Here is a 25,209-nt window from a genome sequence, read left to right as displayed (position 1 = left end):
ATGACAGCCTTAAAAAAACAAGAAATTCAATTTGTAATTTTTGCGATTTTTGCTTTACTGATCTTATTTCGTTTTCAAATGGGACATACATCTATTAATGTAGATGCTCACTTTTTATTACTACATACATTACTTGAGTTATTTAGTATTTTTGTTTCTTTATCTGTATTTGTACAGGCTTGGACAACATACTCAACTCATCGAATAAAGTCACAATACTTTATAGGGTTAATATTTCTCGCAGTTGGTTGCTTTGATTTAGTGCATACCTTAACGTATAAAGGAATGCCATTTATTAACGATGAATTTTCTACTTCTCGTGCTACATGGTTTTGGATTGTAGCTCGATTAACAGAAAGTATTGGTGTGGCGTTGTTTGTCTTTAAACCAAACAAGTTACTCTTTATTAAACGCGGGTGGGGTGTATGTGTAACCGTCCTACTAATCACTGTATGTACATTGATTATTCTTACAATACCAGAGCGGCTTCCTGTTTTAATAAATGCCCAAGGAGTTACAGACCTTAAAGTTGCTCTTGAGTATGTAATAACTACATTCATTTTATTTACTTTTATTACACTACTAAGAAGATATATAAAAGATTCACAACCAAATATCGATTCCATACGCATGATTTTTGCTCTATTTGTAATTATGGTTGGAGAACTCTTCTTTACCTTTTATAATCAAGTATATGCCATCGAAAATTTAATAGGGCACTGCTTTAAATTTATTGGATACATCTATATTTATCGTTCTATCTATTTCCCAGAAATTCAGCAGATTTTAACAGATAAAGAAAAGGCGGAAAAACAACAAATCGAGACAGAGCTTAAGTTGTATGAGGCTGAAAAAAATTTATCCCGTCAAGTATTTATGGCGCATGAAGAGGAAAGGAAGCGTGTATCTAGAGAATTACATGATGGTATTGGGCAATCGCTATTTAGTATTTTAGTTACACTAAATACGGTAAAGAATGATCAATCGATTGAAAAGAGAGAAGAAAACCTACAAACCATTAAGCTGATGACACAAGAGGCCATGAAGGAAGTAAAAGAAATCGCCCGTTCTTTGAGGCCAAGTACATTAGATGACTTAGGTTTTATTCCAGCAGTAAGATCTTATCTTGAATCATACAAACAAATTCATAACATTTCAGTTCAATATGAAATTAAAGGTGGATTAGGGAGACTAGAACCAGAAGTAGAAACAGCTCTCTATCGGATTTGCCAAGAAGCTTTAACAAATACAGCGAAATACGCAAAAGCAAGCGAAGTTAATGTAACTCTTAATATGGAAGAAAATTCAGTAGATTTGATAATCAAAGATAATGGCATCGGATTTTTCATAGAGGATTATTTAAAGAACGCTAAGCGCAAAGGTATTGGGTTGTATAGTATAAAGGAACGAGCTGAAGGGGTAGGTGGTTCCGCTCAGTTTCATTCTAAAGTAAATGAGGGGACGACGATAGAAGTTTGTGTTCCTAGAAATGCGAATGAAAAAGTAGCCCATTCAATAGAGTCTATTAAAATATAACTAGTTGGCAGAAGGCTTGTAGTCTTCTACTAACTAGTTTTTTATTTTAAAAAGAAATGTTCATGCATTTCAATAATCAAGATGTCTGATTGTTCGTTTGTAGAACCAAGTTGATTCGACATTCATCTTCTTCTAACATTTCAACGTCTTTAATACTATCAACTAATTCTTTAAAAAAGTGATATTCTGAAGAATGCCCTAATTGCTCGACTAAGGCCTCTCCCTCAAGTGTTAAAACGATTTGGGCATCTTTTTCATTAATAGAGACAATTAATGTTGGAACCGTATTAAGGGTATCAATCATTAATATTAGATGTTGAACGAATCGAAATAAATGAATTTCTACTTTATGGGGTTGCCTTTTTAAAAATCCCTGAAATTCAACATCAATCTTTATTTTTCCTCCCTCTTTTAATAATTCATAGAAAGATTTAATTGCCCCGTAAGGACCCAAATCTTGCATACATATTGGATAAATACTAATAGAAGTCTTTTTCAACTGGTCTAATTGTCGTTCAATCTCTTTTCTAAGTGTAGCTAAATACTCTTTTGCCGAATCGGATTGGGCTTCCTGGTCTAACGTACGAATTCCCAATAAAGAGCTAAACAAAATTTGTTCAAGTGGATCTAATGTATTTTGGGCTATATAATACTTTTCATTTTCGTAGGTGTCCCAAATATGACTAATCATATCATTTTTTTGTTTGAACAAATGTAGGAGTTCCTCATAGTCGTCTAGGATTCTATTTATAAATTCAGATTCATGGCCGTTGATTTTTGATCGATAATCTTGAATCAGTGGTTGAATGTCATCAATACGGTTCGTCACTAAGTACACTCCCACCCATCATGTCATTTTTATATACATTATCTCGCGAACCCTTAGTGTTAATCTATAGGGGTTTTCCCTATATTTTTACTTTTTCGTAGCTGACGTTGATGTAAAGAAAAGGGAGATGTTTATATTTACGAGTATAAATATGGGATATTCCCCACCACATGTTAGGGCTTTTCCTGATAGAAATAGCTATCTTTACTTGTGATAATGATATTGAATAGATTACTAGAAAATAATTTAAAGGGAAAGAAGGTTATTTTATGAGTAAAATTTTTAGAAAATTCAGTAACCTAAAAACAAAACTAATTATTACCTTTTCGGCTGTATTAATTATTCCAGCAATTGTTATAGGAATATTAGCGTATTCAGCTGCGAAAAATGCAGTTGAACATGAAATTTTGAAAGGCTTTTCCCAAACAATTAATGTTTTAAATTCGTCAATTGATAATTTAATACAACCTAAGATGAATGACGTTGAGAATTATTCGAATAGCATTACTTCAAATTTATATCAGGGAGAGGAAAGCGTTGAATTAACGGATGATTTCAACCGTTATATAGAATTACATCCAGAGGCTAAAATGATTTATATTGGAACGGATAGTGGAGAATTTATTCAAGCACCTAACATGACTTTACCTACTAATTATGATCCAAGAGAGAATGATTGGTATAAAGATGCGATGAACAACAAAGGCAAAGTGATTGTGTCAGAACCTCATATAACTGCGGATCATGAAGGCATGGTCATTACTATTTCTAAGACTACAAGAGACTTTTCAGGTGTTGTGGCAATCGATATTCCTTTAAGTTACATACATGGTCTATTCAATGAGGTAAAGATAGGCAAAAAAGGTTATGCATTTCTTTTAGATAAGCAAAGAAAGTATATTGCCCATCCAACTATAGAGGGTGGAATTGAGGCAAAAGATGACTTTTATAATGCAGTTTATAGTCAAGAAAAAGGACATATTGATTATTTATTTAATGGTGAAGAGAAAATGATGGCCTTTGCAACGAATGAATTGACAGGCTGGAAATTAGCCGGTTCTATCGTTTCTGAAGAAATCGGTGAAGCTGCAGCACCTATTTTCCATAAAACAATGCTTGTTCTTGTAAGCGCTATGATTATTGGAGCAGTGGTTGTGTTCTTTATCATTCGATCTATCATTGTACCTCTTAATGAATTAAAAGATAAAGCCATTACTATCAGTAAAGGCGATTTAACCGAAAGAATTGAGGTATACTCTAAAGATTCTATCGGTCAATTAGCAGAAGCATTTAATGTTATGCAGGAAAGTCTTCAAGAGCTCATTCAAAAAGTAGAACAAAGTGTTGAACTAGTGGCATCCTCCGCAGAGGAATTATCAGCAAGTGCTGAAGAAACAAGTGCTGCTACAGGACAAGTAGCAATTTCCATTCAAGAAGTAGCTAGTAGTGCAGAAAAACAAAGATATGGGGTTGATGAAACTGCTCAATCTTTAGATGTAGTTTCTGAAGGGGCTTCTACCATTGCTGATCATTCTACTATCGTTTCAGAGCTATCGCGTCATACGATGGTACAGGCAGAAGAAGGTGGTCAGGCAGTAACAAACACGGTCGTTCAAATGCAATCAATTCATAAATCTGTTATGGAATCCAATGCAATGATTCAATCTTTGAATGAAAGCTCAAAAGAGGTAAGTTCAATATTAAATGTCATTACCGGAATAGCTGATCAAACAAATCTATTAGCTTTAAATGCAGCTATTGAAGCAGCAAGAGCAGGTGAGCATGGTAAAGGATTTGCAGTTGTAGCAGATGAAGTACGAAAACTGGCTGAGCAATCTCAATTGTCTGCTAAAGAAATCTACGCTATTGTAAGTAGAATTCAACAGGATACAGAAAGTACGGTTCAAACGATGATTCGTGTAACAGATGATGTACAAGCGGGTGTAAAAGTATCCAATGAAGCAATTGAAAAATTCAACTTGATTTATGAAAGTACGAGGAAAATAACGCCTCAAATGGAGGAGGTTTCTGCAACGGCACAACAGATGTCAGCTGCTATTCAAGAAATTACAAGTGCCGCGAATGAAATGGTTATCATTGCACAAGGCAACGCTGCAACATCAGAGGAAGTAGCAGCATCTGCAGAAGAACAATTAGCTGCTATGGAAGAAATATCCCAATCAGCAAACGGTCTCTCAGCTATGGCAGAAGAACTAAAAGAAGTTATTACTAAGTTTAAATATTAGTGTGTATTCAATTGTGGATCGGTTCCGTATAAGTATATGAGAATGAATAATTAGTTTGATAAAACTTTGTAGCGTACTATTGCTGCAAAGTTTTCTTTTTTTATTGAGTAGTTGTTTTTTAGAGTCCTCGTCAATTTTCCCATCATATTCTAAATTATATACGTTATTTCTCTATAAAAATACCGACCAAGGAGACAAAATGTATAAATAGGTAACGATATTGTAAATAATGGTAATGTTCCTCTATTAGCATAAAAAGGAAGGTTAAATGAATAAGAAAATTAGCATTATTTATCTTGGTCTTGCCATCGGATTTCTAAATGCATTCGATGGGGTTGCAACAAATTATGGCGTGTTGAACAATTTTATAGAAGAAGCCAACCCCTTAATGGAGACTTTACTTTTAGCGAGTCCAATTATTTTTTTAAGTGTGAAAAGTGCTCTTTCTGCTTTAGTTATCTTTGTTTGTTATTTAGTTTACAAGCATAGTAAGGAAATCTTTCAACGATTTTTCTCCATAGCTTTAGTAGGGGTAAGTTTTATGTATGTAGGAATTTTGGGCTTGCATTTATATTGGATCAGTCTTTTGTAGTGAAAAGTAAACATACAACCTAAAAAGGGAATCACTAAACGTAATGATTCCTCTTTTAGAGATGCTCTTATTTATATAAGCCTTTCTCCTTTTGCCTTCATGGTTGCTTCATAGCGATTTTTCACATCTAATTTATGATAAATACTAGAGATGTAATTTTTCACCGTTCCTTCTGACAAAAAAAGCTTTTCCGAGATATTTTTATTACTTAGCCCTTGAGAAAGACATTTTAACACTTGAACTTCTCGTTCAGTTAGACCGTATGCTTTTTCATTGGTCTCTTTAGAATGATTGATCTGTGCGAGCAACATCTTTGCTAAGCTCTGAGAGACAAGGGTTCCTTCATTGTGAATATGCTTAATCCCAGATATCAGTTCTTTCGGATGGATTGCCTTTAGTAAAAATCCTTCAGCGCCTATGGACAATGCTTCCGAAACATAATCCACCTCTTGAAAGGTTGTTAAAATCATTACTTTAATATTTGGCCATCTTTCCTTCACTATTCTTGTTGCATCAATTCCATTTAAAACAGGCATTTGAATATCCATTAGTACAATTGAAGGGCTCAATAATTCACAAAGCGTGATTGCTTCCTGACCATTTGCTGCTAACCCAACTACTTCAATATCTTCATCTGTATTTAAAACAAACGCAAGACTTTCCCTTATTAATTCTTGATCATCAACGAGTAATAGCTTGATCTTTTTCATGCTTTCCTCCTATTGGTAGAGTACAAATCACCCTAACCCCTTCTATATCATGAATTTTTATTTCTAATAATCCATTCAGTTCTTCAAGTCGATTTTTCATTGATGATAACCCAAAACCAAATTGAAGGTTATCGATTTTCTTACCATTGTTCTCTACAATAATCTGCATAAATTCCTCTTTAAAATGAACTTCAACCTTTATTAAGGTTGCATTCCCATGTCGTTTTGCATTCGTTAAACATTCCTGCACGAAACGAATAACTGCTAATTTTTTATGTGGGAGGATAATTGGTTCCTGTCCAGCACTTTTGAAACTCGACATTGTATTCGTATATTCTCCAAACCCACTTACAACGGTTTCAAGCTGCTTTAAAAGAGGTATCTCTTCATCTGATGAGGCAATTTGATGAATTGTCCGTCTTACTTCTGTTAATCCTTCTCTAGCAACATCTGCTAAGTTAGCAATTTTCTCCTCTGCCATTTTAGAGTCTACTTTAATCATGTAAGAAATTGCATCTAACCCCATTGTAACCGAAGTGAAATGATGACCAATTGAATCATGGAGGTCTCTCGCCATTCGATTTCGTTCCTCTAATAGGGCATATTTTTCAACTTGACTAGCATAATGTTCCAAAGCTTTATTTTGTTGCTGAATCAGTTCATATTGTTTCATATTTTCATATAAAAGTTTCTTATAGCGTTTTTGTGATTTCGTAATGACATTGAACCCTAGCCCAATCCCAAAAAATAACAGAACATCCACATACTGAAGAAAGAAACTAAACATACTGCCAATTGTCCAATAACGATTAGCAGGGAGTAAAATAATAAAAAACGGAATTGCCCATCTTGCCATATCCTTTGTTAGCAAGTAGCCGCTCATGAGCACAGTCATGAGAATAACGGATGTACTCAAGTTTATATTTAAAATGTTATTTATTAATATAGAAAATCCACCAGAGATTAATAGTTCTGTAACGACATAGCGAGTTGTATTGGTGTATTTAGGGTTCCAAAAAATTAAAGGGATAAAAAAGCCAATCGATGCAAATAGCGCAAATTCAATATAAGTAAGGTCACCTAATTTATCACGATATACATAATAATAAATTAATCCTGTTCCATACCAACCACATCTTAAGGAAAAGATTAGCCAATCAATCCACATCCATACCTTCTTGTGCTCCAATACAAATCACCTACGATCATTTTCTTCTGAATCTCATAGTACTAAAAGTTGGAAATTAAAAATAGTACTAATTTATAAAAGAACATGACTAATCTCACTATAGTCATATGACTTTTTCTAATTATGATGAACGTAGAAAATTCGATTTATTAGGAGATGTTACAGATGAAAAAAGATTGGCATTGGCTTAAACGTATTTCCTTGGCTATTGTCCTTACTAACGTATTAATTGGGATCATGACCGGATTGCTAATATGGTGGGATTTATTTGATGATTTATTAAACAACTTTTTATTTGCCCATGTGATGTATACTACACTCGGTGTATTGAATACGTTGTTGATTGTTTGGTTGTTCTTGAAAGTTGATAAAAAAAGTCCTTGGTTACTAGGTTTTCAATTTACAAAAAGAGACTTTCTTTTTTCATGTATCTCTATATTTGTAACTCTTTGTACTGCGCTAGTTTTCATCTGGCTCGCTGATCAATCTGGAATAGTAAACGCAACATACCACTTTAATCAAATTTTTACATTGGACTTTTATAAACTCTTAGTGATTGCTTCAATTGGCTGGTTTTTTGCAGCACTTAAAGAAGAAGTTCTTGCTCGTGGTTATTTTATGGCAAACCTAAATCAATTTAGTATTCCAAAGGCTATTTTCATTTCTTCTATTCTCTTTATGGCATTGCATTTTATTATGGGGGATTTTGATCCGTTTAAAGCAGCTAGTTGGCTAAAAGGGGGTATTGTTTATGCCTATATCTATGTAAAAAGTGGGTCTTTAACAGTAGCTACTATTGTTCATGCAGCTCATAACCATATTAATGACCTTATCATTCATGGAAACGATGGCGCCTTGGTATTATTGGCTTCTAAAATTGCAACATCCGATAAATTAATCTATGAATTCGCATTATTTGTTTTGTTATTAGGCTTAACTTATTTGGTATATGGAAGAAATGGCGTATTTACACCTGCACCAAATTTAAAAACGCTTTGGGGGAAAAAAGAAGATCCAAAAATTGATGCCATAAAACTCCAATCTAGAGGCAATATGTCCACCCAAAATTAATTGTTAGTCGAGCGCTAACATTAGCAAAATGAAGAGGACTAAAAAGGGGAAAATCCTTTTTAGTCCTCACACTCAATGTCTAGTAAAGCTGCTAAACTTAATAATGGGAATCCTTAGAAGAGACTCAAATTATTATTTACGTTCTTCTTGTTTAGGTTTGAACGTTTTACAACATGTTTCATGGGAACTACTTGCTTCTTCTGAAATCATGTCAAAGTCAAAATCCGAAGCAAACTCTGTATTTCTGTCTCTGGAGTGATAATCCATGTCTACTTGAATTTTTTCTGCTCCACAAATATTCCCTTTCTTATGGAAAAAACAGTTCGATACAGCACAGTTTACTTCTACATTTGCCATTGCAGCTTTCCTCCTCATTGATTTTTTTAGAAAAGTACAAAAGAGAGTCGATCTCTTCAATACTCTTCAAAGGTATTTTGTCCATTTCATCATTTTTTATAGACCATGAAAAAAAGACTTTAGGTTTTCGCCTAAAGTCTTACGTATTATTTGAAGTTTTCGATTAGGATGTCTTTTATTTTAATGAAGGCATCATGTTCTTCGCCTGTTGAAAGTTCTCCTTCCAATTTCCGCGTTTCGATTTCCTTAATTAAACGTATAATAACGTCAATGAAAATGTTATTTAAATTCATGCCCTCCGTGATTCGTTTATAACATTCCATCGCTTCATCCATATCGCCAATTAAAATCTGGCTTATAAAACTATTCCAATATAGTTCTTTATTATTAATTACATCGTCGTTTGTCGCATCTACAACTTGTTCCCACTCGATAAATCGACTGATCGTCACGGAGAAATTAAGTGGAAGTTGATACACTTTCGAATTACCCAATTCCTCCAAAATTGGAAAATAAGGTTGATTTTCATGCACGGATTTAATTTTTGCTTTTTTCCCATTTGAAAGTCTTACGATACTATCCGTTGGGTAAATATTAATTAATTCCATTAAATGAATGACATATTTTATATCGTATTTTGTTCCTTTACTTAGTAATAATTCAATGGCTTTAATCGATGAAAAAGCTTCGCGATAGGAACGCTGTAACGTTAACGCAGAATACGTATCTACAACTGCTAACAATCTCACTTCCTCAGAAAGCGCCTCAGCAGTTAAACCTTCAGGGTATCCCGTTCCATCAAGTCGTTCATGATGCGATTTGACTACTGCTCTTAATGCGTCTGGAAGGTTATGTTTTTCAATAAATTCTACACCATTAAGCGTATGCTTTTGAATTTCATCAAATTCAGCTTTTGAAAGAGCGCCCTCTTTTTGAAGTAACTCATTGCTAATATCTAATTTTCCAATATCGTGAATTAAGCAACCAATTGCAAATGATTGAATATCACGGATTCCCGCCATATCTGCAAGTAAGGCACCTAATAAAAATACATCAAATGAGTGAAAATAACTATACGGGTCTTTTTTCTTTAAGTTAAATAAAGCAATTGAAATTTCTGTATTTAATAAAGAGGAGATAAATAGGTCTTCTAGCCACGTAATTTGTGCATCCCGATTTAAAATTAATCCATATCTCGTTTCACTAACAACATACTGCAAACTTTCGAAAAATAACTTTTTAATATCAAATAGCTCTTTCGAATAAAATATTTTTTCTTTGTTCTTTAATGGGTTTGCGTATGTTCTTCTTAACTCTTGCTCTTCTGGATTTTTTATATATAAGCTGTTAACTTTCGAAATTCCCCAGCTTTTTAAGTTCCTTAACAAATTCTCGTCAACTTTTGTGCCAGCTTTTATGAGTAAAGTTTTATTAAAGTAGATATCACTAGGGATGATTTCTCCCACTTTCAACTCTTTTAAAAAGGTCACATTATTTTCCATTTTTATCCCCTTATTTTACATTTAATATGTCAATCGATCAGTAGTTATATAAACCTAGTTAGATGAACCTAATTATATAATAAATCTACTATATATTGCACCGGGTTATGAAATTTTTATTCAGTAATATTTCAATATGCAGAATAATTAATACATTACTTACAGATAACAACTTTTTTACCATCCTAGGAGAATTAAAAACATAATTCAAAAAAGTTTATTAGAATTAATAAATTCCTTCATTTATGCTATATAACATCCTATAAGGAAACATTCTTTTTTTGGATATTTCAGTCCATTATTAAAGTTGAATGTTACTCTGACCACTATATTTTTATCAAAATTGATACTTTTAAACAGATCAGACCTTTGCTAATGTAATGAATAAATTAACAAGTAAAGGGAAGGTAACTAATTATGCAAAAAACAACTCAGACTTATTCAAGGCCATCAATGAAAACATTTGATTTGATCCAATCAGCTATGTTAATTGCACTTGTTTTCGTAGCAACTCTTATTAACATAAAATTACCTATTGCTGCAAACGGCGGTCTCGTTCACTTAGGAACTACTATGCTCTTTATCGCTACATTTCTATTTGGCCCAAAGAAGGGAGCACTCGCTGGGGCATTAGGAATGGGATTATTCGATTTAGTTTCAGGATGGACATTGTGGGCACCATTCACAGTTTTGGCTCGAGGTTTACAGGGATATGTCGTTGGGAAAATCGCTTGGTCAAATGGACGTAATGGTAAAAGTGTTGGATTCAACCTACTCGCAACTATTGTTTCAGTTCCGGTAATGCTAGCAGGATACTATTTATGTGAAGGGATATTATTTAGCAATTGGATTATCCCAGTAGCGTCTATTCCTGGAAACATCCTACAAAATGTTGTCGGTATTATTATTGCTATTCCAGTTTGTATCGTGCTTAAAAGAATTCCTATGTTTAATAAATAAAAAATGGGAGAAAGCTAAATGGCTTTCTCCCTAACTATTTTATTGTACCATTTCTTTAATAGCTTCTTTTATCCATAGTACATCCGTCACAGATTGTGGATTCCGCCCATAAATTTCTTTTGCTTTATACGCATGAACTTTCGTATAGATCTCTTTCATTTGATCTAATACCCATTCTTCTGTTACATGATTTTGCGACCAGCATAAAATATCCATTTTACTTAATTCATTCGTTACCATATGAATTCTCTCATAACCAATACTATACATTTGTAAAAAGTCATGTCGGCTGTAGAATCGTACTCTTTTTTCTGAATCGGGGTCTAATGGAGAGATTGGCTCAACCTCAAGAATGATTGCTTTCCCTTTACTTTTCAGTTCATTCAGGACTTTACTTCCTACCCCTTTGCTTCGGTTGTTACCAGTTACTAAAATATAATCAATGAAAAGATATTCTTCTTGTTCGAAATAAACAACGATATAGTCTTCATCTTCCATAATTTGATACATTGCTTGTTCTTCGAGTAGTATTTCAAAATGCTTTCTTGATTTCATTTCTCTCTCTGGGAAATATTCCTTCAATCGATTGAACCAGTTACTTGTTCTAAAAGCTCCTTGAATAATGTTTGTTTTTAAACTTTCTTCTCTTTGCATTAGCAATGTAACTTACCCCTTTTTCATCAGCATTTTGTCATCAATTTTCAACCAAATCTGAATATTGAATAACACCTATTCTAACACCTATTACAGAATTTGGTTTTTAAGAAAATGTTAAGAAAAGATTACAAATATTAAAGTTTGTAAGAATTTTGAAATCATTTGTCGAAACAATTTGAATTCTTTTTATTATTAGTACAATAATGTGTGCAAAGTTTTTTATTTGTAATTTGAATCACAATAAACATTTCAAAAGGCAGGTAAAATTTATGGAGATGAAAGAAAAAAACGAAAAAATAACAGCACTACTAGGCTGGAGCCTTCAAGCAATTGAAGCGATTGATAAATTGAATCGCCCATACGTCGTTGTCGGCCCTCCTGAGTTTAAGCCTTTTGCTGATAACAACGGGATCTTATTTGTACCATGGCAATTCAATGTACCAATTGAACATTCAGTCGAGCTTTATGAACAACTAAAAGAACTAAATACTAAAGTTGCTATTCCTATATATGAAGAAACAGTTGAGTGGGCTGGTATGCTCAATTCACTAATTTGGGAGAATCCAAAAGTTTTTAATAAATCTCTATTACTAAGAGACAAATCTTTAATGAAACGTAGAGCTCATCTAGCAGGTCTTCGTGTAGGTGTTTTTGAAGAAGCATTTACGAAAGAAAATATTAAACATTTTTTAAAGCGAATGAATGAGGCATTACTCAATACAGATGAAGAGAATTTTGAACCGATACACGTTAAACCATTTGATAAAGCTGGCACAGTTGGCCATCGAATGATTTCAAAATATGAGGAAATTGAGGAAATTGATGATTCTGAATTCCCTCTTTTAATGGAAAGTCACTTAGAAGGACAGGAATTTTCGTGTGAGGCTTTTGTTCACAATGGAAAAGTAAAGTTTCTCAACATAACAGAATATGTTAAGCTTGGGCACTCAAATTTCGTTCCTGCATCACCTACACTTGAGCAATGGCGACCACAAATCCGAGCAACGATTGAAAAATTAGTAGAAGCTTTTGAAGTGACGCATGGTATTTTACACCCTGAATTCTTCCTCACACCTGATGGAACAATTTACTTTGGTGAAGTAGCTGCACGTATTCCTGGTGGTCACATTTTCGAACATATTGAAAGAGTGTACGGATTTAGTCCATATCAAGGCCAAGTTCTTTGCAGCGACCCAGATACAACAGAAGAAGAATTAAACGCATTCTTCCCTGAAGAAGTCGTATCTGCAAAAGGCCACTCTGGTAATTTAATGGTTTATCCGAAAGTAAAGTCAATTAACAAACTGAATATCCCTACTGAGCTAAAAGAACATCCTTACTTCTTAAAACACAATATGTTCATACCGACAACAGCAAAAGTAGCGGAACGAGTTGGATATGGTAACCATTACGGTTCTATATACTTCTTTGGTGAAGATAGTAAGGAAATGAGAAGCCTTTTAGAAGAATATGAAAAGCATAATTTCTACTTATAAGGAGAGATTTAGAGGATGACCACTATTACAAGAGAAAGAAAAACGAGCACGACTAGAAGAAAGACACCTGTTGCTAGAAAAAAAGCTTCAGCTAAGCAAAGCCCTTTAGAAGTAAAATTTGAAGTAGCATTACAAACATTAAACGCAGCGAAACCATTCGCAAAAAGCCTTTATCAAACAGATGTTTATCAATTAGCAAATGAACTTGCTTCTACTCCGGAGGGAATGCCAATTCTCTTCAATTATGCACATCAATTTGATGAAGCTGGTGTATTTCTAGGTGGTGAATGGGAAGATCCAACAAAACTTCAACCTCCTTTTGTTGGTGGTTCTCTAAGATTAAGAGGGATTTATTCAATTGTTGAATTGTTAAGTGAAATGCGTATACTTGCCATCGCCAAAGGAACTTATAAACATGAAAGTATAAGTGGCGAGGAAGCAAGTGCCTTTCTTAATGAAGTAATAGCTTTAAACCTAGACCTATTAATCTCGACTGATTCCACAGATGACAATATCGAGATAGAAGAACATCTGCTACGCGCGCACAATTTATTTACTTATCTTGGTCAAGAGCTTTCCTTCAGTGCCATTGCAGATAAAATGGTTCAAGAGATTGAGAGAATGACCGTTCAACGTCCTATTATTACTCGTAGAATAATAGAATTGATAGAAACATCTCAGGAATTGATCGGCAATGATATAGAAGATCAATCTGTATTTGCGCTTGAGAAATATTTACGTGCAACAGATGCTCCTACACCATTAAGTACAGAAGCAACGGATCATAGAGATTACAGATTAAAATTAGATCAAGCTAGTGAAGAAGTTCTTGCAACGGAGGCAAAATTATTTGCTGATTCAATGGCAGAAACAGGCCTAGTTTCACCTTATCATGCTGTTCTAATTCGTTTCTTAAATCGAAAATATGAATATATTCTTCCTACTTCTTTAGATTTAACAGAAATAGGCATTAGTAGCTTTACTGACAATAAAGGATTAATCCATGATATTATCCAGCTAGCAATCTATCCCGAGACAAGACAGGCAATTTACGGTCTATCTAGAATGTTAAATCGAGGGGACTTGCAAATCGAAGCGGCATTACGCCAATTATTTGAATTACCAGTTCATGCTCATGTAAAGGGTGCACTTTCTAATTTTGTAAACGAGGAAAATGGTATTAGTGTAAATGGCATTCTAGTTGCAGGTGTTGTCAGTGTTCTAGGGCAACCACTTGGAATTGGTCAAGGTCAAAATGCTATTTGCCAATCTGCAAGAGCGATATCACTTTGGGCTCAATTTAATGTGGAAAAACTATTTGACATGATTACCCACGCAGCCCGTGATAATAATATTGAAATGTCTTTTGAAGGAGAATTAATTAACTCCAACTTATTGATTGATGGTGTTGCAAGTAATATTAATCAAGACTTAGACCCAGTTTCAATTATTCTTGTTCCTCATCTAGATAAGATTTATAACGAGATGATGAAGCGCACACTTCTTAGAGGAGAAGACGGTCACAAATGGGTAAATCGCGAATTTTATGGAGAGTGGATTCCAAGTGGATTTATTAATGTTATTGATCCGCTTACGTTAAAAGTTACAAACTATACTTCATTTGTAAAGTTGTTCTATGCAACGCACCATCCTGATTATAACGAAGGACATAATATGCTCTATCCAAACCCTGTTGGCATTTTCCTGACAAATGTTCATGGGGAGCTGCTTGGTCTTCATGCAGTTTCGATTCAAAGAATTGAAAAAGATCAAAACGGTGAATGCAGAATTTATTTCTATAATCCAAATAACGATAGTACCCAAAATTGGGGTCAAGATATTAAAGCAAGTGTTTCTGGTTTTGGTGAATTGGAGGGTGAGTCTTCCCTACCATTCCATGAGTTTGTCTCAAGAATGTATGCGTACCACTACAATCCTTACGAACAGGGCGATACTTATATGGTAGAAGGCGCTGTTGTTGAAAAGGTTGAGATGTTAGCAAAAAATAGTTGGGGCAAAAATTATGTGTGGGCATAATAAGAACGCTCTGCTAAACATACATTTTTAATAAGCAAATGACAAAAGACCCGAATTTTTTCGTGGTCTTTTTTTAATCAAACGGTAATTATAACTATTATAAATAATATTTTTTTCTTGGTACATTAATGGATTTTTTTTAATATTCTAAAATAAGACGTATTTTTTTTAACATAATAAATCACTCTGTAAATGTATTGTATTTTTGGAAAATGCAATAAAGGAGGATGGATAAATGGGACTTTACCTATACTCTTCTGAGAATGCATTTCAAAAAGCCTTTCATCAATTATGGCTTGCTCCCCTACCAAGTAAAAAGCTTTTTCAACAAATGGTATTGGATCAAGCAGCAAACCTTCTTAATGAACCGAATGGACTTGAAAAACTTTATCAGTATGCCCATCTTTTTGACGCTTCTGGGTTGTTTGTAGATAAACCATGGGAAGATGTCCATAAACTTAATCCCACACTTGTTAGAGGAACTCTTCATGCTGGAGGAGTTACGGCAGCTGCGGAAGTCTTAAGTGATTTAAGAATTCTAGCTGTGGCACGAGGTGAATATATACACCCCAAAATGTCTGCTGGTGAAGCAACGGAGTTTTTAACGAAGGTATTGGCTTTGAATATTGATTTGCTAATTATGAAGGAAACGGAAGAAAATCGAGTAAAGCAACTTTATAAAGATGAACAGGCTTCTGAAATATTACGATTTATATCAGAGCATTGCTTTTCATCGCGAGTATTTGAAAGTCTATATCAGGAAGTGGATAATCTCGCTGTGCAAAGGCCCATTGTAACGGAGAAAATTTTAAGACTGGTTGCTAGTGCAAAGAAGTTAGCAAATGGACTGAAAGAAAGTGATTCAAAACTCGCCCGATATGAAAGAGCCGTATATGCTCCAACCCATATGGTCACAAACACAGGTGCCGAATACGAAAATAAGTTGCGAAATTGTAGTGACTTTCTCCTTATTAAAGAAGCTGAACAGCTAAGGGATACAATGGTGCAAACAGGACTTGTTTCTCCATTTCATGTAATTTTCCTACGTTTCATTAATCAGAAAAGACCCTATCTAATTGAAAACATACTTACTTTAGATGACACATCTAGAAAAAATCTTCAATTGCATCAGCCATTTATTTCAAAGCTTATTACTTCATCCATTCGAATTGAAACAAGAAGAAGTATTTATGGTTTACTTCGCTTACTACAAAGGGACATTTTTTCAGAGGACTTTATTAAGGAGTTCGAACAATTAATGACAACTCCTATTCACGAAAGCATTTTAAATCGCTTTCTATCTGTTCAAAATTACGCAACAGATGATAATTTAAGAGCACTTCTAGTGTCAGAAGTTATTAATATTTTAGGCACTCCTTTAGGCATCGGGCAAGGTTTTAATCCAACGTGCCAATCAACACGCGCATTAAGCTATTGGTCTCAAAAGGAACCGGTTATGCTATTAAAAATGCTGAACGAATTTTTAATAACAAATAATATTACGATCCATTTTGAAGGAAGAGCGATTTCATCAAGTCTACTTTCTCCTGGTTCCTTAGAGGATGAAGCACATATCGATTTTATTTCATTTCTATTAGTACCACACTTAGATTCAATCTATTTTGAAATGCTTAAACAAGCGGATGGACGTGGGCAAGATCCACATAAATGGATCAATCCAGCCTTCCATTTAACGGGGATATGGCAAGGTTTTTCGGATATTTATAGTGATTTACAATTTAAAGAAAACTTTTACCTTTATTATCATCCGGCTAATAACCCTGAAATTAATAAAGGTCTGCCCCAACCAATTGGTATCACCATTTATAACCGCTCAGGTCAAGTGCTCGGCGCCCATGCAGTACTTATTCAAAGGATAGACAGTGATCCAAACGGGATAATTCGTATTTATTTCTATAACCCAAATAACGATAGCCTCCAAATTTGGGGGAAATCCATTCAAACTAGCGTTACTGGAAACGGGGAGCTTGAGGGTGAATCGTCTCTTCCTTTTGAAGACTTCGTAAACTTTATTTATGCTTTCCACTACCCACTATAAATCACTTTGCACTTATATTACCTAGGGAATTATTTGTACCATAGCATACAAATAATTCCCTTCTTTACTATATTGGTTTAGGATAAGCCTACTGGAATTAGTTGATGATAAAATGGTCTATGCGGTATAAATTCATTAAAAAAGGATCATCTCAAGTTGAAATGATCCTTTTTCTTTATTTTGCAAATAATTGCTTTTCTTTTAAAGAATATACTTGGCCTAAAGCGAGTGCACCAACCATTTGGATAATGGACTTCACGATAAATTGTCCCGCAATAGCAGATGGGATTGCCACCCATGGTAATACGCCTGCTCCTAATGGACTTAATCCTATGATGACAAAAATAACAGAGTCAAGTAAACCTCCAACAATTCCACTATAGAATACACGCCAAGCCATTGATAATTTTAAACGGGAATAGATTTCTGTATCTGCTGTTTCTGAGATTAAAAAGGAAATGGCAGATGCTGCTACAATCATTAATGTATCTCCAAGCAGCGATGAAACAATGGCAGATAAAGTTAATGCCGTAAAGATAAAGATGTACGTTTTTTTACGACCGTATTTATTTTGCACCATATCACGAAAAATGAACGTCGCTCCAACAAAAAGTGTCCCCATTGGAACAATAAACATACCAAACTGCATTGGTGCAAAGGCTGCCGTTACAACATTCGCAATGACTATTGATAATAAGTAAAATAATATTCTCATACATTAACACCTCTCAATTTTCTCAAAAAAAATGCTATCTTCAATAAAACCCTAGCGATTATCGATTTTTTCGGGATTTAAATCATGATTCATTAAACGGTAATTTGCAATTTCCTCATACTTCGTTCCCGGTCTTCCATAATTACACCATGGATCAATGGAGATCCCTCCACGTGGTGTAAACTTACCCCATACCTCGATATAGCGTGGATCTAATAATTTGATTAAGTCATTCATAATAATATTCACGCAATCTTCATGGAAGTCACCATGATTACGGAAACTAAATAAATATAACTTGAGCGATTTACTTTCAACAATTTTTTTATCAGGAATATATGAAATATACATTGTTGCAAAGTCCGGTTGATTTGTTAGTGGGCATAAACTTGTGAACTCCGGGCAATTAAACTTTACAAAATAATCGCGGTTTGAGTGAAGGTTATCCACCGCTTCAAGTACTTCAGGTGCATAATCAAAAGCATATTTTGTATTTTGATTTCCTAATAGTGTTAAATCTTTTAATCCTTCTTCGTTGCTACGGCCAGACATAAAAAAGCCTCCTTATTATGTTTCCCAACACTTATAAGAGAGGCTTGCTAATATCTATTAAAAAATCATGATAAACATAAAAAAAAGCCATATCCATTTATGGACATGGCATAATCGTCATGTTTCCATAGTTTTTTATAGAGGGTATCAGCTATGAACCTCTCCCGTTCAAGTCCGGGCATTCTTTTACTCTAACAATTTTATAGAAACTATTGTAAAACGTCAAATAAAATTTACGAATTGTTAATATTTGGTTAAATAATGAATTGTATAATAAAGTAAACAAAGAACCTTTAATCTAAAACAATCGATTAAAGGTTCCATATAATACTATTTAACTGTCTCTAATTCTCTTGTTTCCGTAGCAGTCTCTTGATCTACATCTAGACGAAGAGATTTTGCTGTTGAATCAAGAAGCTCTTTGAATAACTTTGGATTATCTAATAATGATACCCCGTAAGAAGGAATCATTTCTTTAATTTTTGGTTCCCAAGATTTTAGTTCTTGTGGGAAACATTTTTTAAGTACTTCCAGCATAACGTGAACAGCTGTAGATGCACCTGGAGAAGCTCCAAGTAACGCTGCAACTGATCCATCAGCAGCACTAACTACTTCTGTACCAAACTGAAGTGTACCTTTTCCTTTATCTGTATCTTTAATTACTTGTACGCGTTGACCAGCGATAATAATATCCCAGTCTTCACTTTGCGCATTTGGAATAAATTCACGTAATTCATCAATACGTTGTTCTTTTGATAACATAAGTTGTCCGATTAAATACTTCGTTAAAGCCATTTCTTTCGCCCCAGCAGCTAATAAAGTTGTTAGGTTATGTGGCTTAATCGATGCAAATAAATCCATATACGAACCGGTTTTTAAGAACTTCGGTGAGAATCCTGCGAATGGTCCAAATAATAATGATTTTTTATTATCGATAAATCGTGTATCAAGGTGAGGAACTGACATTGGTGGTGCACCAACTGCAGCCTTCCCATATACTTTTGCATGATGTTGTTCAACAATCTCTGGGTTGTTACATACTAAGAATAATCCACTTACAGGGAATCCACCAATATGTTTCCCTTCAGGAATACCTGTTTTTTGTAGTAACTCTAAGCTTCCTCCACCAGCACCAAGGAAGATGAATTTTGCTGTATAGTATTTCATTGAACAAGCGTGTAGGTCATTTACTCCTACTTCCCATAAACCATCATTTGTGCGTTTAATGCTATAAACACTATGATTGTATTGAACTTCAACACCTTGAGTTTCTAAATTATCCATTAGAATACGTGTTAAAGCACCAAAGTTTACGTCTGTTCCTGAATCGATTTTTGTTGCAGCTATAGGTTCATTGAACACACGGTCTTTCATCATTAGCGGTAACCATTCCGTTAATTTTGCTGGATCTTCAGAGTATTCCATTCCTTCGAATAGATGACTTTTAGACATTGCATCAAAACGGTTTTTTAAGAACTTTACATTATTTTCCCCATGTACATAACTTAAATGTGGTAATGGCATAATAAAGTCTTCTGGGTTACTAATTAAGTTTTTCTCAACTAAATAAGACCAAAATTGTCTTGAAAGTTGGAACTGTTCATTAATATTTAAAGCTTTACTAATATCTACTGATCCGTCTGGTTTTTCAACAGTGTAATTCAGCTCACATAAAGCAGAGTGTCCTGTACCAGCATTGTTCCACTCATTGGAGCTTTCTTCTCCTGCTTTTTCGAGTTTCTCAAACACTTTTATATCCCAGTCTGGAGCTAATTCTTTTAGCAGTGTTCCTAATGTTGCACTCATAATACCCGCACCGATTAAGATAACATCTGTTTTTTCATGTCTGTTACTCATACTAACCTTCCTTATCTCCCCTATATTTGCAAAAAAGATGTAGGCGTTCTTTAAGCATTACAAGTTCAGGCTGTCCTAGAACACACCTTTTCTGTATTGTATGTAAATCCTCATTACAGTATAGCACTTTTATTAATAGATTGAAATATTTACTATAATGTGATATTTAGAAGCTATTAAAAAGAGTTAATAGTTCTAAAGACCATTTAAAATGCCATAAGAAAAACCCTATTTCAAAATATTTGAAAAAGGTTCCCTTGACAATTAGTATTATAACACTATTACTAGATTAAAATAAGTAATCACAATTTAGACATATATCCATAAAAATACACTAAACAGAAAAAACCCTACCTTTTACAGGAGGGTTTTGGAAAAATAACTAATTTAATTATTAAACATTATTTTTTGACGTTAATTTGTTTAATGCTCCTCAACAATTTCTTGCACTTCGCTTATTTGCTGTTTAAGTTGAGCTAAATGTTGAATATTTTGTTCCACAATATCCATATGTTCATTATGTTGTTCGGCATTTAGCCTTGCATTTTCTGCATGTTCAAGTGAATTAAACGCATGCTCCACCGCAATTTCCTCTGGGTGTGACATTGCTTGCTTCACCGCGCGATCTGCTTTTTGAACTGAATTTGTAAAGAGTGTGCTTGGGTGATCCTGTTTCCAACTTGTGTCTGAGTGCTTTGCCATGATGCTCCATCCCTTCTTTGCAAATTGCATTACCTAAACAGTCATTAGTATTAGAATTTACAATCGAAGTATGCACTCGAGAGAAGCAAAAAAATATGGCAAAGAACTTATTTGATACATAAATTTATCTTGTGTGCGTTACACTAAAGTTACTTTTATTTCTCCGTTAGTTGTACATTAATATTTGTATAATATAGACTTGTTATTCCTTCAAATCCTGAATCTGTTCCAATAACAATCCATAATTCACCATTATCATCAGTTGTCACTTCCAACTTATGTTCAAAGGGTTTCAATTCAAATAAATCCCCATCTGATTTTTTCTTAATATTACCTAATACTGCTAGGTCTGTACCGCCTTCTGATTGATTGCCATAATCAATATTTGTTCGATAAAATTGCTTTTCAAGGATTGGCTTAGGTTCAACTGTTGTGGCACCAGCTTTCACATATACAGCCTCTCCTGGCGATCCACCAATGCCAATATCTAAATCAGGTCCAACATTCGTTACTAAATCAAAGCTTAAATTCACTTGGTACGTTGTGTTCGGTTTTACTCCATCTGTCTCATTTAGTTTCTTTTTAATATACATAAACACGTCATCACTTCGATTAGAACTGCTCATGTACAAACCCTCTAGACCTTTGCCAATTTCTGATGGTAGCGTTGCGTGTTTAAATACTCGTTCAATTTCCATCCCTTCTTCATAATCTGAGAACTCTTCTTGCCATCCCTGAGTATCACCAGCTCTAAATTTGTAAGAGAATGACTTTACTTTCGATGAATCTGCGGGCGGAACTTCTACTTCAGGTGCTTTTACTGTAGTAAAGGCCACTTCCTTATCTGCCTTCATTTTAATATTTTTAGTAGAAGAAACTTCTTTTGAGATAAATAGTTTATACTCATGACCATATTTATAGTTCGCTAAAGGTTTTACTTTAACTGTTTGCTCATCATCTAATAATGTAAGTCTAACTGGAAACTTATTTATTGGTTGACCATTTGCTTTCTCGTAAATATAAATATTTTCAGCTGTAACCGTATCTTCATTAATTTTTGTATTAAAACGTATTGTCCATTCTTTATTAATTGCTACTGCGGTATATGGATCCTTTTCTTCAAAAGCAGATTTACCTGTTTCCACATCCATGACTTCGATAGACATCGTTTTACTTGGTAAATCTAATCTTCCAACAATATATGGATGAGTAATGACTGTACTATATACTTTTTCTGGGTCAGGTTTCGTTAGTTTTACCTGAATTTGTTCCATTTCAAAGGTTGTTTGGCTATCTACAAATTTAATTCCATAACCGGTTGTTGGTTTTTCACCTAGTGTAATAACGTATAAGTTTTCTAAATTATAGTAACCTGGTTTTTTCGTTTTCGCCTCTTCTACAAATTGCTTTTCTTCATTTGACAATGTACTCGTTTCAACTGGAGTAAAGTGTAAAAATGACTCCTTTATTGTGTCAAAAGCCGATTTGCCTGTTTTTGCATCAATCACCTCTACTGTCATGTACTTGCTCGGCAATTGTAGCCTTCCAACAAGATGCGGATACGTTATGGCATCCCCACCGATATCTGCAGTTGTCGTTTCTACAAAAATTTGTTCCTTACCTAAAGTCGTTTTACTTTCAACAAATTTAATATTATAGGCGGTACTCGGCTTTTCACCTAAAGTAATGACATATAAATTACCTGATTGATAAATACCTGGTTCCTTCTTTTTTGTCTCTTCTACAAAGTTCTTTTCAGCAGCTGTTAATGTATTCGTTTCAACTGGACTAAAATGTAAAAGTGATTCATCAGTTACTTCTTGTGGTTCATTTGTTTGTAAGCGTTCCTCATTAGCTGATGCATTCTCTAACGGTGAGATTATACTCATGGCCATTAAAGAGCTTAAAATTAACATAGATCGTTTCATCGGTTTTTCTCCTTTTAAATGAAATAGATTTATCAAATCATTAGACGGGTGACATTTACATAAAGTTACAAATATCTTTTGAAAACTTTTATAATAAAAAGGCAATCCAACTAAATCAATTAGTCAGATCGCCTACATTACGAAGTTTTATAAAATTGGATTCCCATTTTCATATGGCTTTAATACACCATATAACGTTTCAATGACCGAAACGGATACATTATGCTTCGCTGCAAATCGCATTGCTCCTCCATGAAGATGCTCCACCTCTAATGGAAGCCCTTTTCTCATATCTTGATGCATGGAAGATGTTGCATCCGGTTTGAAAGCTTTTAGTCGACTTGCTTCTCTTTCGATTTCCTGATCAGATAGTTGAATTCCTTCTAACTTCGCTAACATACTCATCTCATAAATCACATTTCTTGCAACGTTAAATGAGGCTTCTGAACTTGCGATATAACCTGCTGGCAGTTGCATTGCTGAAGTAATTCCAGAAAAAGCCGTAATTAAAATATACTTTTTCCACATATGTTTTAGTATATTTTCTTCTCTTAAAATATTTGTGTTCACATGAGTATGTATTTCATCTAGTTGATTACAAATTTCTAGTTGTTCCGCGTGTAGAGCACCAAATTTTACTGCGCTACTTCCACTTGAATGCACGACATGACCTTGTTCATTTAACGTAGCAATAATTGATGCAAACCCACCAAGTACTTTTTCTTTTCCAACTGCTTCTTGTAGTCGTTCTAAGTGCTCCATTCCATTTAATAAAGGCAGTACAAATGCGCCTGTATGCTGAGCAATTGCTTGAACTTGAGGGATCGCTTGGTCTAGATGATAGCCTTTAACTGCAAGGATAATTAAATCGATCTTTTCTATTTGTTCGGGTGATGTATAAACTTTTACGTCATTATGCTCAAAGTTTCCTTCAGGGCTCATAATTTTTAACCCTTCTTTTTTCATTTGAGCTGCACGTCTTTCTCTCACAAAAAACGAAACGTTGTGTCCTGCTTCTAATATTCTCCCACCAAAATAGGAACCTAAAGCACCTGCACCGTGTACTAATATATTCATCAATGAACATCCCCCTATTGCTTTCCTTTACTCTTTTCATAACACAAAAAGAATGTAGTGTCTATTAAACAAAGACCTCCTTTTCAAAGGGGAAACTAATGTTTCAAATTATTAAAAGTTTTTTTACTATTTCATCAGAATAATGGTACTATATGACTATCATTAACTTTTTAAGGAGTTGCTTTTATGCGCTTAGTAACAAGATCAGATTTTGATGGATTAGTAACGGCTGTTTTATTAAAACAGTTAAATATGATTGATGATATGTTATTTGTTCATCCAAAAGATATGCAAGACGGAAAAGTAGAAATTACAAAAGATGATATTCTGACAAATGTTCCGTATATTGAAGGCTGTGGTATGTGGTTTGATCACCACGCTAGTGAACTTAAACGCGCACAAGAACAGGGCTTTCAATTTGAGGGAGAAGTACGACTAGCGGATAGTGCTGCACGCGTTGTATATGACTACTTCGGTGGGAAGGAAAAATTCGGACCTGAATTAGATGACATCATGCGAGGTGTAGATAAAGCAGATGCTGCAAAATTTAGTAAAGAAGACATACTAAACCCAACTGGCTGGGATTTAATCTCCTTTATTATGGATGCTCGTACAGGCCTTGGTCGCTATCGTGATTATCGCATTAGCAACTATCAATTGATGGAAAAGCTTGTTGATTTATGTGCAACACAAACAGTGGAAGAGATTTTAGAAGATCCTGATGTAAAAGAACGTGTGGCTCGTTATTATGAGTTAAACGAACAGTTTGTGGACATGTTAAAAGCTCACACAAGAACAGATGGGAATGTCATTATTACAGATTTACGAGACGTTGAAACCATTTATCCAGGAAATCGCTTTATGGTATATGCGCTCTACCCAGAACAAAATGTTTCATTATGGATAGTGGATGGATTCCGTAAACAAAATTGTGCCATTGCGTGTGGTTACAGCATTATCAACAAAACATGTACAACTCATGTTGGTCATTTAATGCGTGAGTTCGGTGGCGGCGGACACGAAGCTGCTGGAACTTGCCAAGTACCTTATGAAAATGCAAACGAAACAATCGAAACAATCATCAATGCATTTAAAAAAGCGTAATAAGAAAGAAGAAGTCGATTAGCTTTCAATCGG

21 protein-coding genes and 1 riboswitch are annotated in these 25,209 nt (G+C 34.4%); of the genes, 9 read left to right on the top strand and 12 right to left on the bottom strand.

Features of this window, described 5'->3' with window-relative positions; all coding sequences use genetic code 11:
- Positions 1 to 1,536: a sensor histidine kinase gene (locus EK386_RS05820; protein WP_126658100.1), complete on the top strand. Its 1,536-nt coding sequence runs from the start codon at positions 1 to 3 to the stop codon at positions 1,534 to 1,536.
- 76 nt (positions 1,537 to 1,612) lie between these two features.
- Here the strand turns inward: EK386_RS05820 and EK386_RS05815 are convergent, their stop codons facing one another.
- Positions 1,613 to 2,365 (bottom strand): hypothetical protein, encoded by a 753-nt coding sequence (locus EK386_RS05815; RefSeq protein WP_126658099.1) that lies wholly within the window; start codon positions 2,363 to 2,365, stop codon positions 1,613 to 1,615.
- Positions 2,366 to 2,634: 269 nt separating this feature from the next.
- On the opposite strand from EK386_RS05815, the gene EK386_RS05810 reads away from it, so the two are divergent.
- Both EK386_RS05810 and EK386_RS05805 read left to right on the top strand, forming a co-directional pair.
- The gene (locus tag EK386_RS05810; RefSeq protein ID WP_126658098.1) at positions 2,635 to 4,611 is read left to right on the top strand and encodes a methyl-accepting chemotaxis protein; all 1,977 of its coding nucleotides are present in this window, start codon (positions 2,635 to 2,637) and stop codon (positions 4,609 to 4,611) included.
- A gap of 268 nt (positions 4,612 to 4,879) precedes the next feature.
- Positions 4,880 to 5,203 (top strand): DUF5658 family protein, encoded by a 324-nt coding sequence (locus tag EK386_RS05805; protein ID WP_126658097.1) that lies wholly within the window; start codon positions 4,880 to 4,882, stop codon positions 5,201 to 5,203.
- 71 nt (positions 5,204 to 5,274) lie between these two features.
- Here EK386_RS05805 and EK386_RS05800 read toward each other — a convergent pair whose 3' ends face one another.
- Together EK386_RS05800 and EK386_RS05795 are read right to left on the bottom strand one after the other, a co-directional pair.
- Positions 5,275 to 5,913 carry a response regulator transcription factor gene (locus tag EK386_RS05800; RefSeq protein ID WP_126658096.1) on the bottom strand — a complete coding sequence of 213 codons (639 nt, stop codon included), beginning with the start codon at positions 5,911 to 5,913 and terminating at the stop codon, positions 5,275 to 5,277.
- Entirely contained in the window at positions 5,885 to 7,102 is a 1,218-nt protein-coding gene (locus tag EK386_RS05795; protein WP_126658095.1) for a sensor histidine kinase, read from the bottom strand. The genes EK386_RS05800 and EK386_RS05795 overlap by 29 nt, the downstream gene beginning before the upstream one ends.
- A 165-nt stretch (positions 7,103 to 7,267) precedes the next feature.
- Here EK386_RS05795 and EK386_RS05790 point away from each other — a divergent pair, with 165 nt between their 5' ends.
- Positions 7,268 to 8,173: a CPBP family intramembrane glutamic endopeptidase gene (locus EK386_RS05790; RefSeq protein WP_158674380.1), complete on the top strand. Its 906-nt coding sequence runs from the start codon at positions 7,268 to 7,270 to the stop codon at positions 8,171 to 8,173.
- A gap of 132 nt (positions 8,174 to 8,305) precedes the next feature.
- Here the strand turns inward: EK386_RS05790 and EK386_RS05785 are convergent, their stop codons facing one another.
- Together EK386_RS05785 and EK386_RS05780 are read right to left on the bottom strand one after the other, a co-directional pair.
- Positions 8,306 to 8,530 (bottom strand): DUF1540 domain-containing protein, encoded by a 225-nt coding sequence (locus EK386_RS05785; RefSeq protein ID WP_126658093.1) that lies wholly within the window; start codon positions 8,528 to 8,530, stop codon positions 8,306 to 8,308.
- 146 nt (positions 8,531 to 8,676) lie between these two features.
- A complete protein-coding gene (locus EK386_RS05780) occupies positions 8,677 to 10,032 on the bottom strand; it encodes an HD-GYP domain-containing protein (RefSeq protein ID WP_126658092.1) in 1,356 nt (451 codons plus the stop codon).
- Positions 10,033 to 10,449: 417 nt separating this feature from the next.
- On the opposite strand from EK386_RS05780, the gene EK386_RS05775 reads away from it, so the two are divergent.
- Entirely contained in the window at positions 10,450 to 10,992 is a 543-nt protein-coding gene (locus EK386_RS05775; protein ID WP_126658091.1) for an ECF transporter S component, read from the top strand.
- 39 nt (positions 10,993 to 11,031) lie between these two features.
- Here the strand turns inward: EK386_RS05775 and EK386_RS05770 are convergent, their stop codons facing one another.
- Positions 11,032 to 11,652 (bottom strand): GNAT family N-acetyltransferase, encoded by a 621-nt coding sequence (locus tag EK386_RS05770; protein WP_126658090.1) that lies wholly within the window; start codon positions 11,650 to 11,652, stop codon positions 11,032 to 11,034.
- A 266-nt stretch (positions 11,653 to 11,918) separates the two neighbouring features.
- Between EK386_RS05770 and EK386_RS05765 the strand changes: the two genes are divergently transcribed.
- The 3 genes from EK386_RS05765 to EK386_RS05755 all read left to right on the top strand — a co-directional run bounded on the left by EK386_RS05765 (position 11,919) and on the right by EK386_RS05755 (position 17,241).
- Entirely contained in the window at positions 11,919 to 13,145 is a 1,227-nt protein-coding gene (locus tag EK386_RS05765; protein ID WP_246027590.1) for an ATP-grasp domain-containing protein, read from the top strand.
- Positions 13,146 to 13,160: 15 nt separating this feature from the next.
- Complete coding sequence (locus tag EK386_RS05760) at positions 13,161 to 15,182, top strand: hypothetical protein (RefSeq protein ID WP_179966003.1); 2,022 nt, start codon at positions 13,161 to 13,163, stop codon at positions 15,180 to 15,182.
- A gap of 235 nt (positions 15,183 to 15,417) precedes the next feature.
- Entirely contained in the window at positions 15,418 to 17,241 is a 1,824-nt protein-coding gene (locus EK386_RS05755) for a hypothetical protein (RefSeq protein WP_126658089.1), read from the top strand.
- 175 nt (positions 17,242 to 17,416) lie between these two features.
- On the opposite strand, the gene EK386_RS05750 is transcribed toward EK386_RS05755, so the two are convergent.
- The 6 genes from EK386_RS05750 to EK386_RS05725 all read right to left on the bottom strand — a co-directional run bounded on the left by EK386_RS05750 (position 17,417) and on the right by EK386_RS05725 (position 24,072).
- Positions 17,417 to 17,956, bottom strand: a complete 540-nt coding sequence (locus EK386_RS05750) for a VUT family protein (protein WP_126658088.1) — start codon at positions 17,954 to 17,956, stop codon at positions 17,417 to 17,419.
- Between the two features lie 51 nt (positions 17,957 to 18,007).
- Positions 18,008 to 18,508 (bottom strand): preQ(1) synthase, encoded by a 501-nt coding sequence (gene queF / locus EK386_RS05745; RefSeq protein WP_126658087.1) that lies wholly within the window; start codon positions 18,506 to 18,508, stop codon positions 18,008 to 18,010.
- 121 nt (positions 18,509 to 18,629) lie between these two features.
- A riboswitch (PreQ1 riboswitch) is annotated at positions 18,630 to 18,676 on the bottom strand.
- Positions 18,677 to 18,838: 162 nt separating this feature from the next.
- Positions 18,839 to 20,380, bottom strand: coding sequence for a malate:quinone oxidoreductase (locus EK386_RS05740; protein ID WP_281274247.1), 1,542 nt, complete (start codon positions 20,378 to 20,380; stop codon positions 18,839 to 18,841).
- 408 nt (positions 20,381 to 20,788) lie between these two features.
- Entirely contained in the window at positions 20,789 to 21,067 is a 279-nt protein-coding gene (locus EK386_RS05735) for a hypothetical protein (RefSeq protein ID WP_126658085.1), read from the bottom strand.
- Positions 21,068 to 21,222: 155 nt separating this feature from the next.
- Entirely contained in the window at positions 21,223 to 22,995 is a 1,773-nt protein-coding gene (locus EK386_RS05730; protein WP_126658084.1) for a protease complex subunit PrcB family protein, read from the bottom strand.
- Between the two features lie 147 nt (positions 22,996 to 23,142).
- Positions 23,143 to 24,072 (bottom strand): ketopantoate reductase family protein, encoded by a 930-nt coding sequence (locus EK386_RS05725; RefSeq protein ID WP_246027598.1) that lies wholly within the window; start codon positions 24,070 to 24,072, stop codon positions 23,143 to 23,145.
- Positions 24,073 to 24,258: 186 nt separating this feature from the next.
- Here EK386_RS05725 and EK386_RS05720 point away from each other — a divergent pair, with 186 nt between their 5' ends.
- The gene (locus EK386_RS05720) at positions 24,259 to 25,176 is read left to right on the top strand and encodes a DHH family phosphoesterase (RefSeq protein ID WP_126658082.1); all 918 of its coding nucleotides are present in this window, start codon (positions 24,259 to 24,261) and stop codon (positions 25,174 to 25,176) included.
- Positions 25,177 to 25,209: the final 33 nt, after the last annotated feature.

The sequence above is a fragment of the Lysinibacillus antri genome (assembly GCF_003977595.1).
GTDB lineage: Bacteria > Bacillota > Bacilli > Bacillales_A > Planococcaceae > Ureibacillus > Ureibacillus antri.
This window is presented reverse-complemented; position numbering and strand designations above follow the sequence as displayed.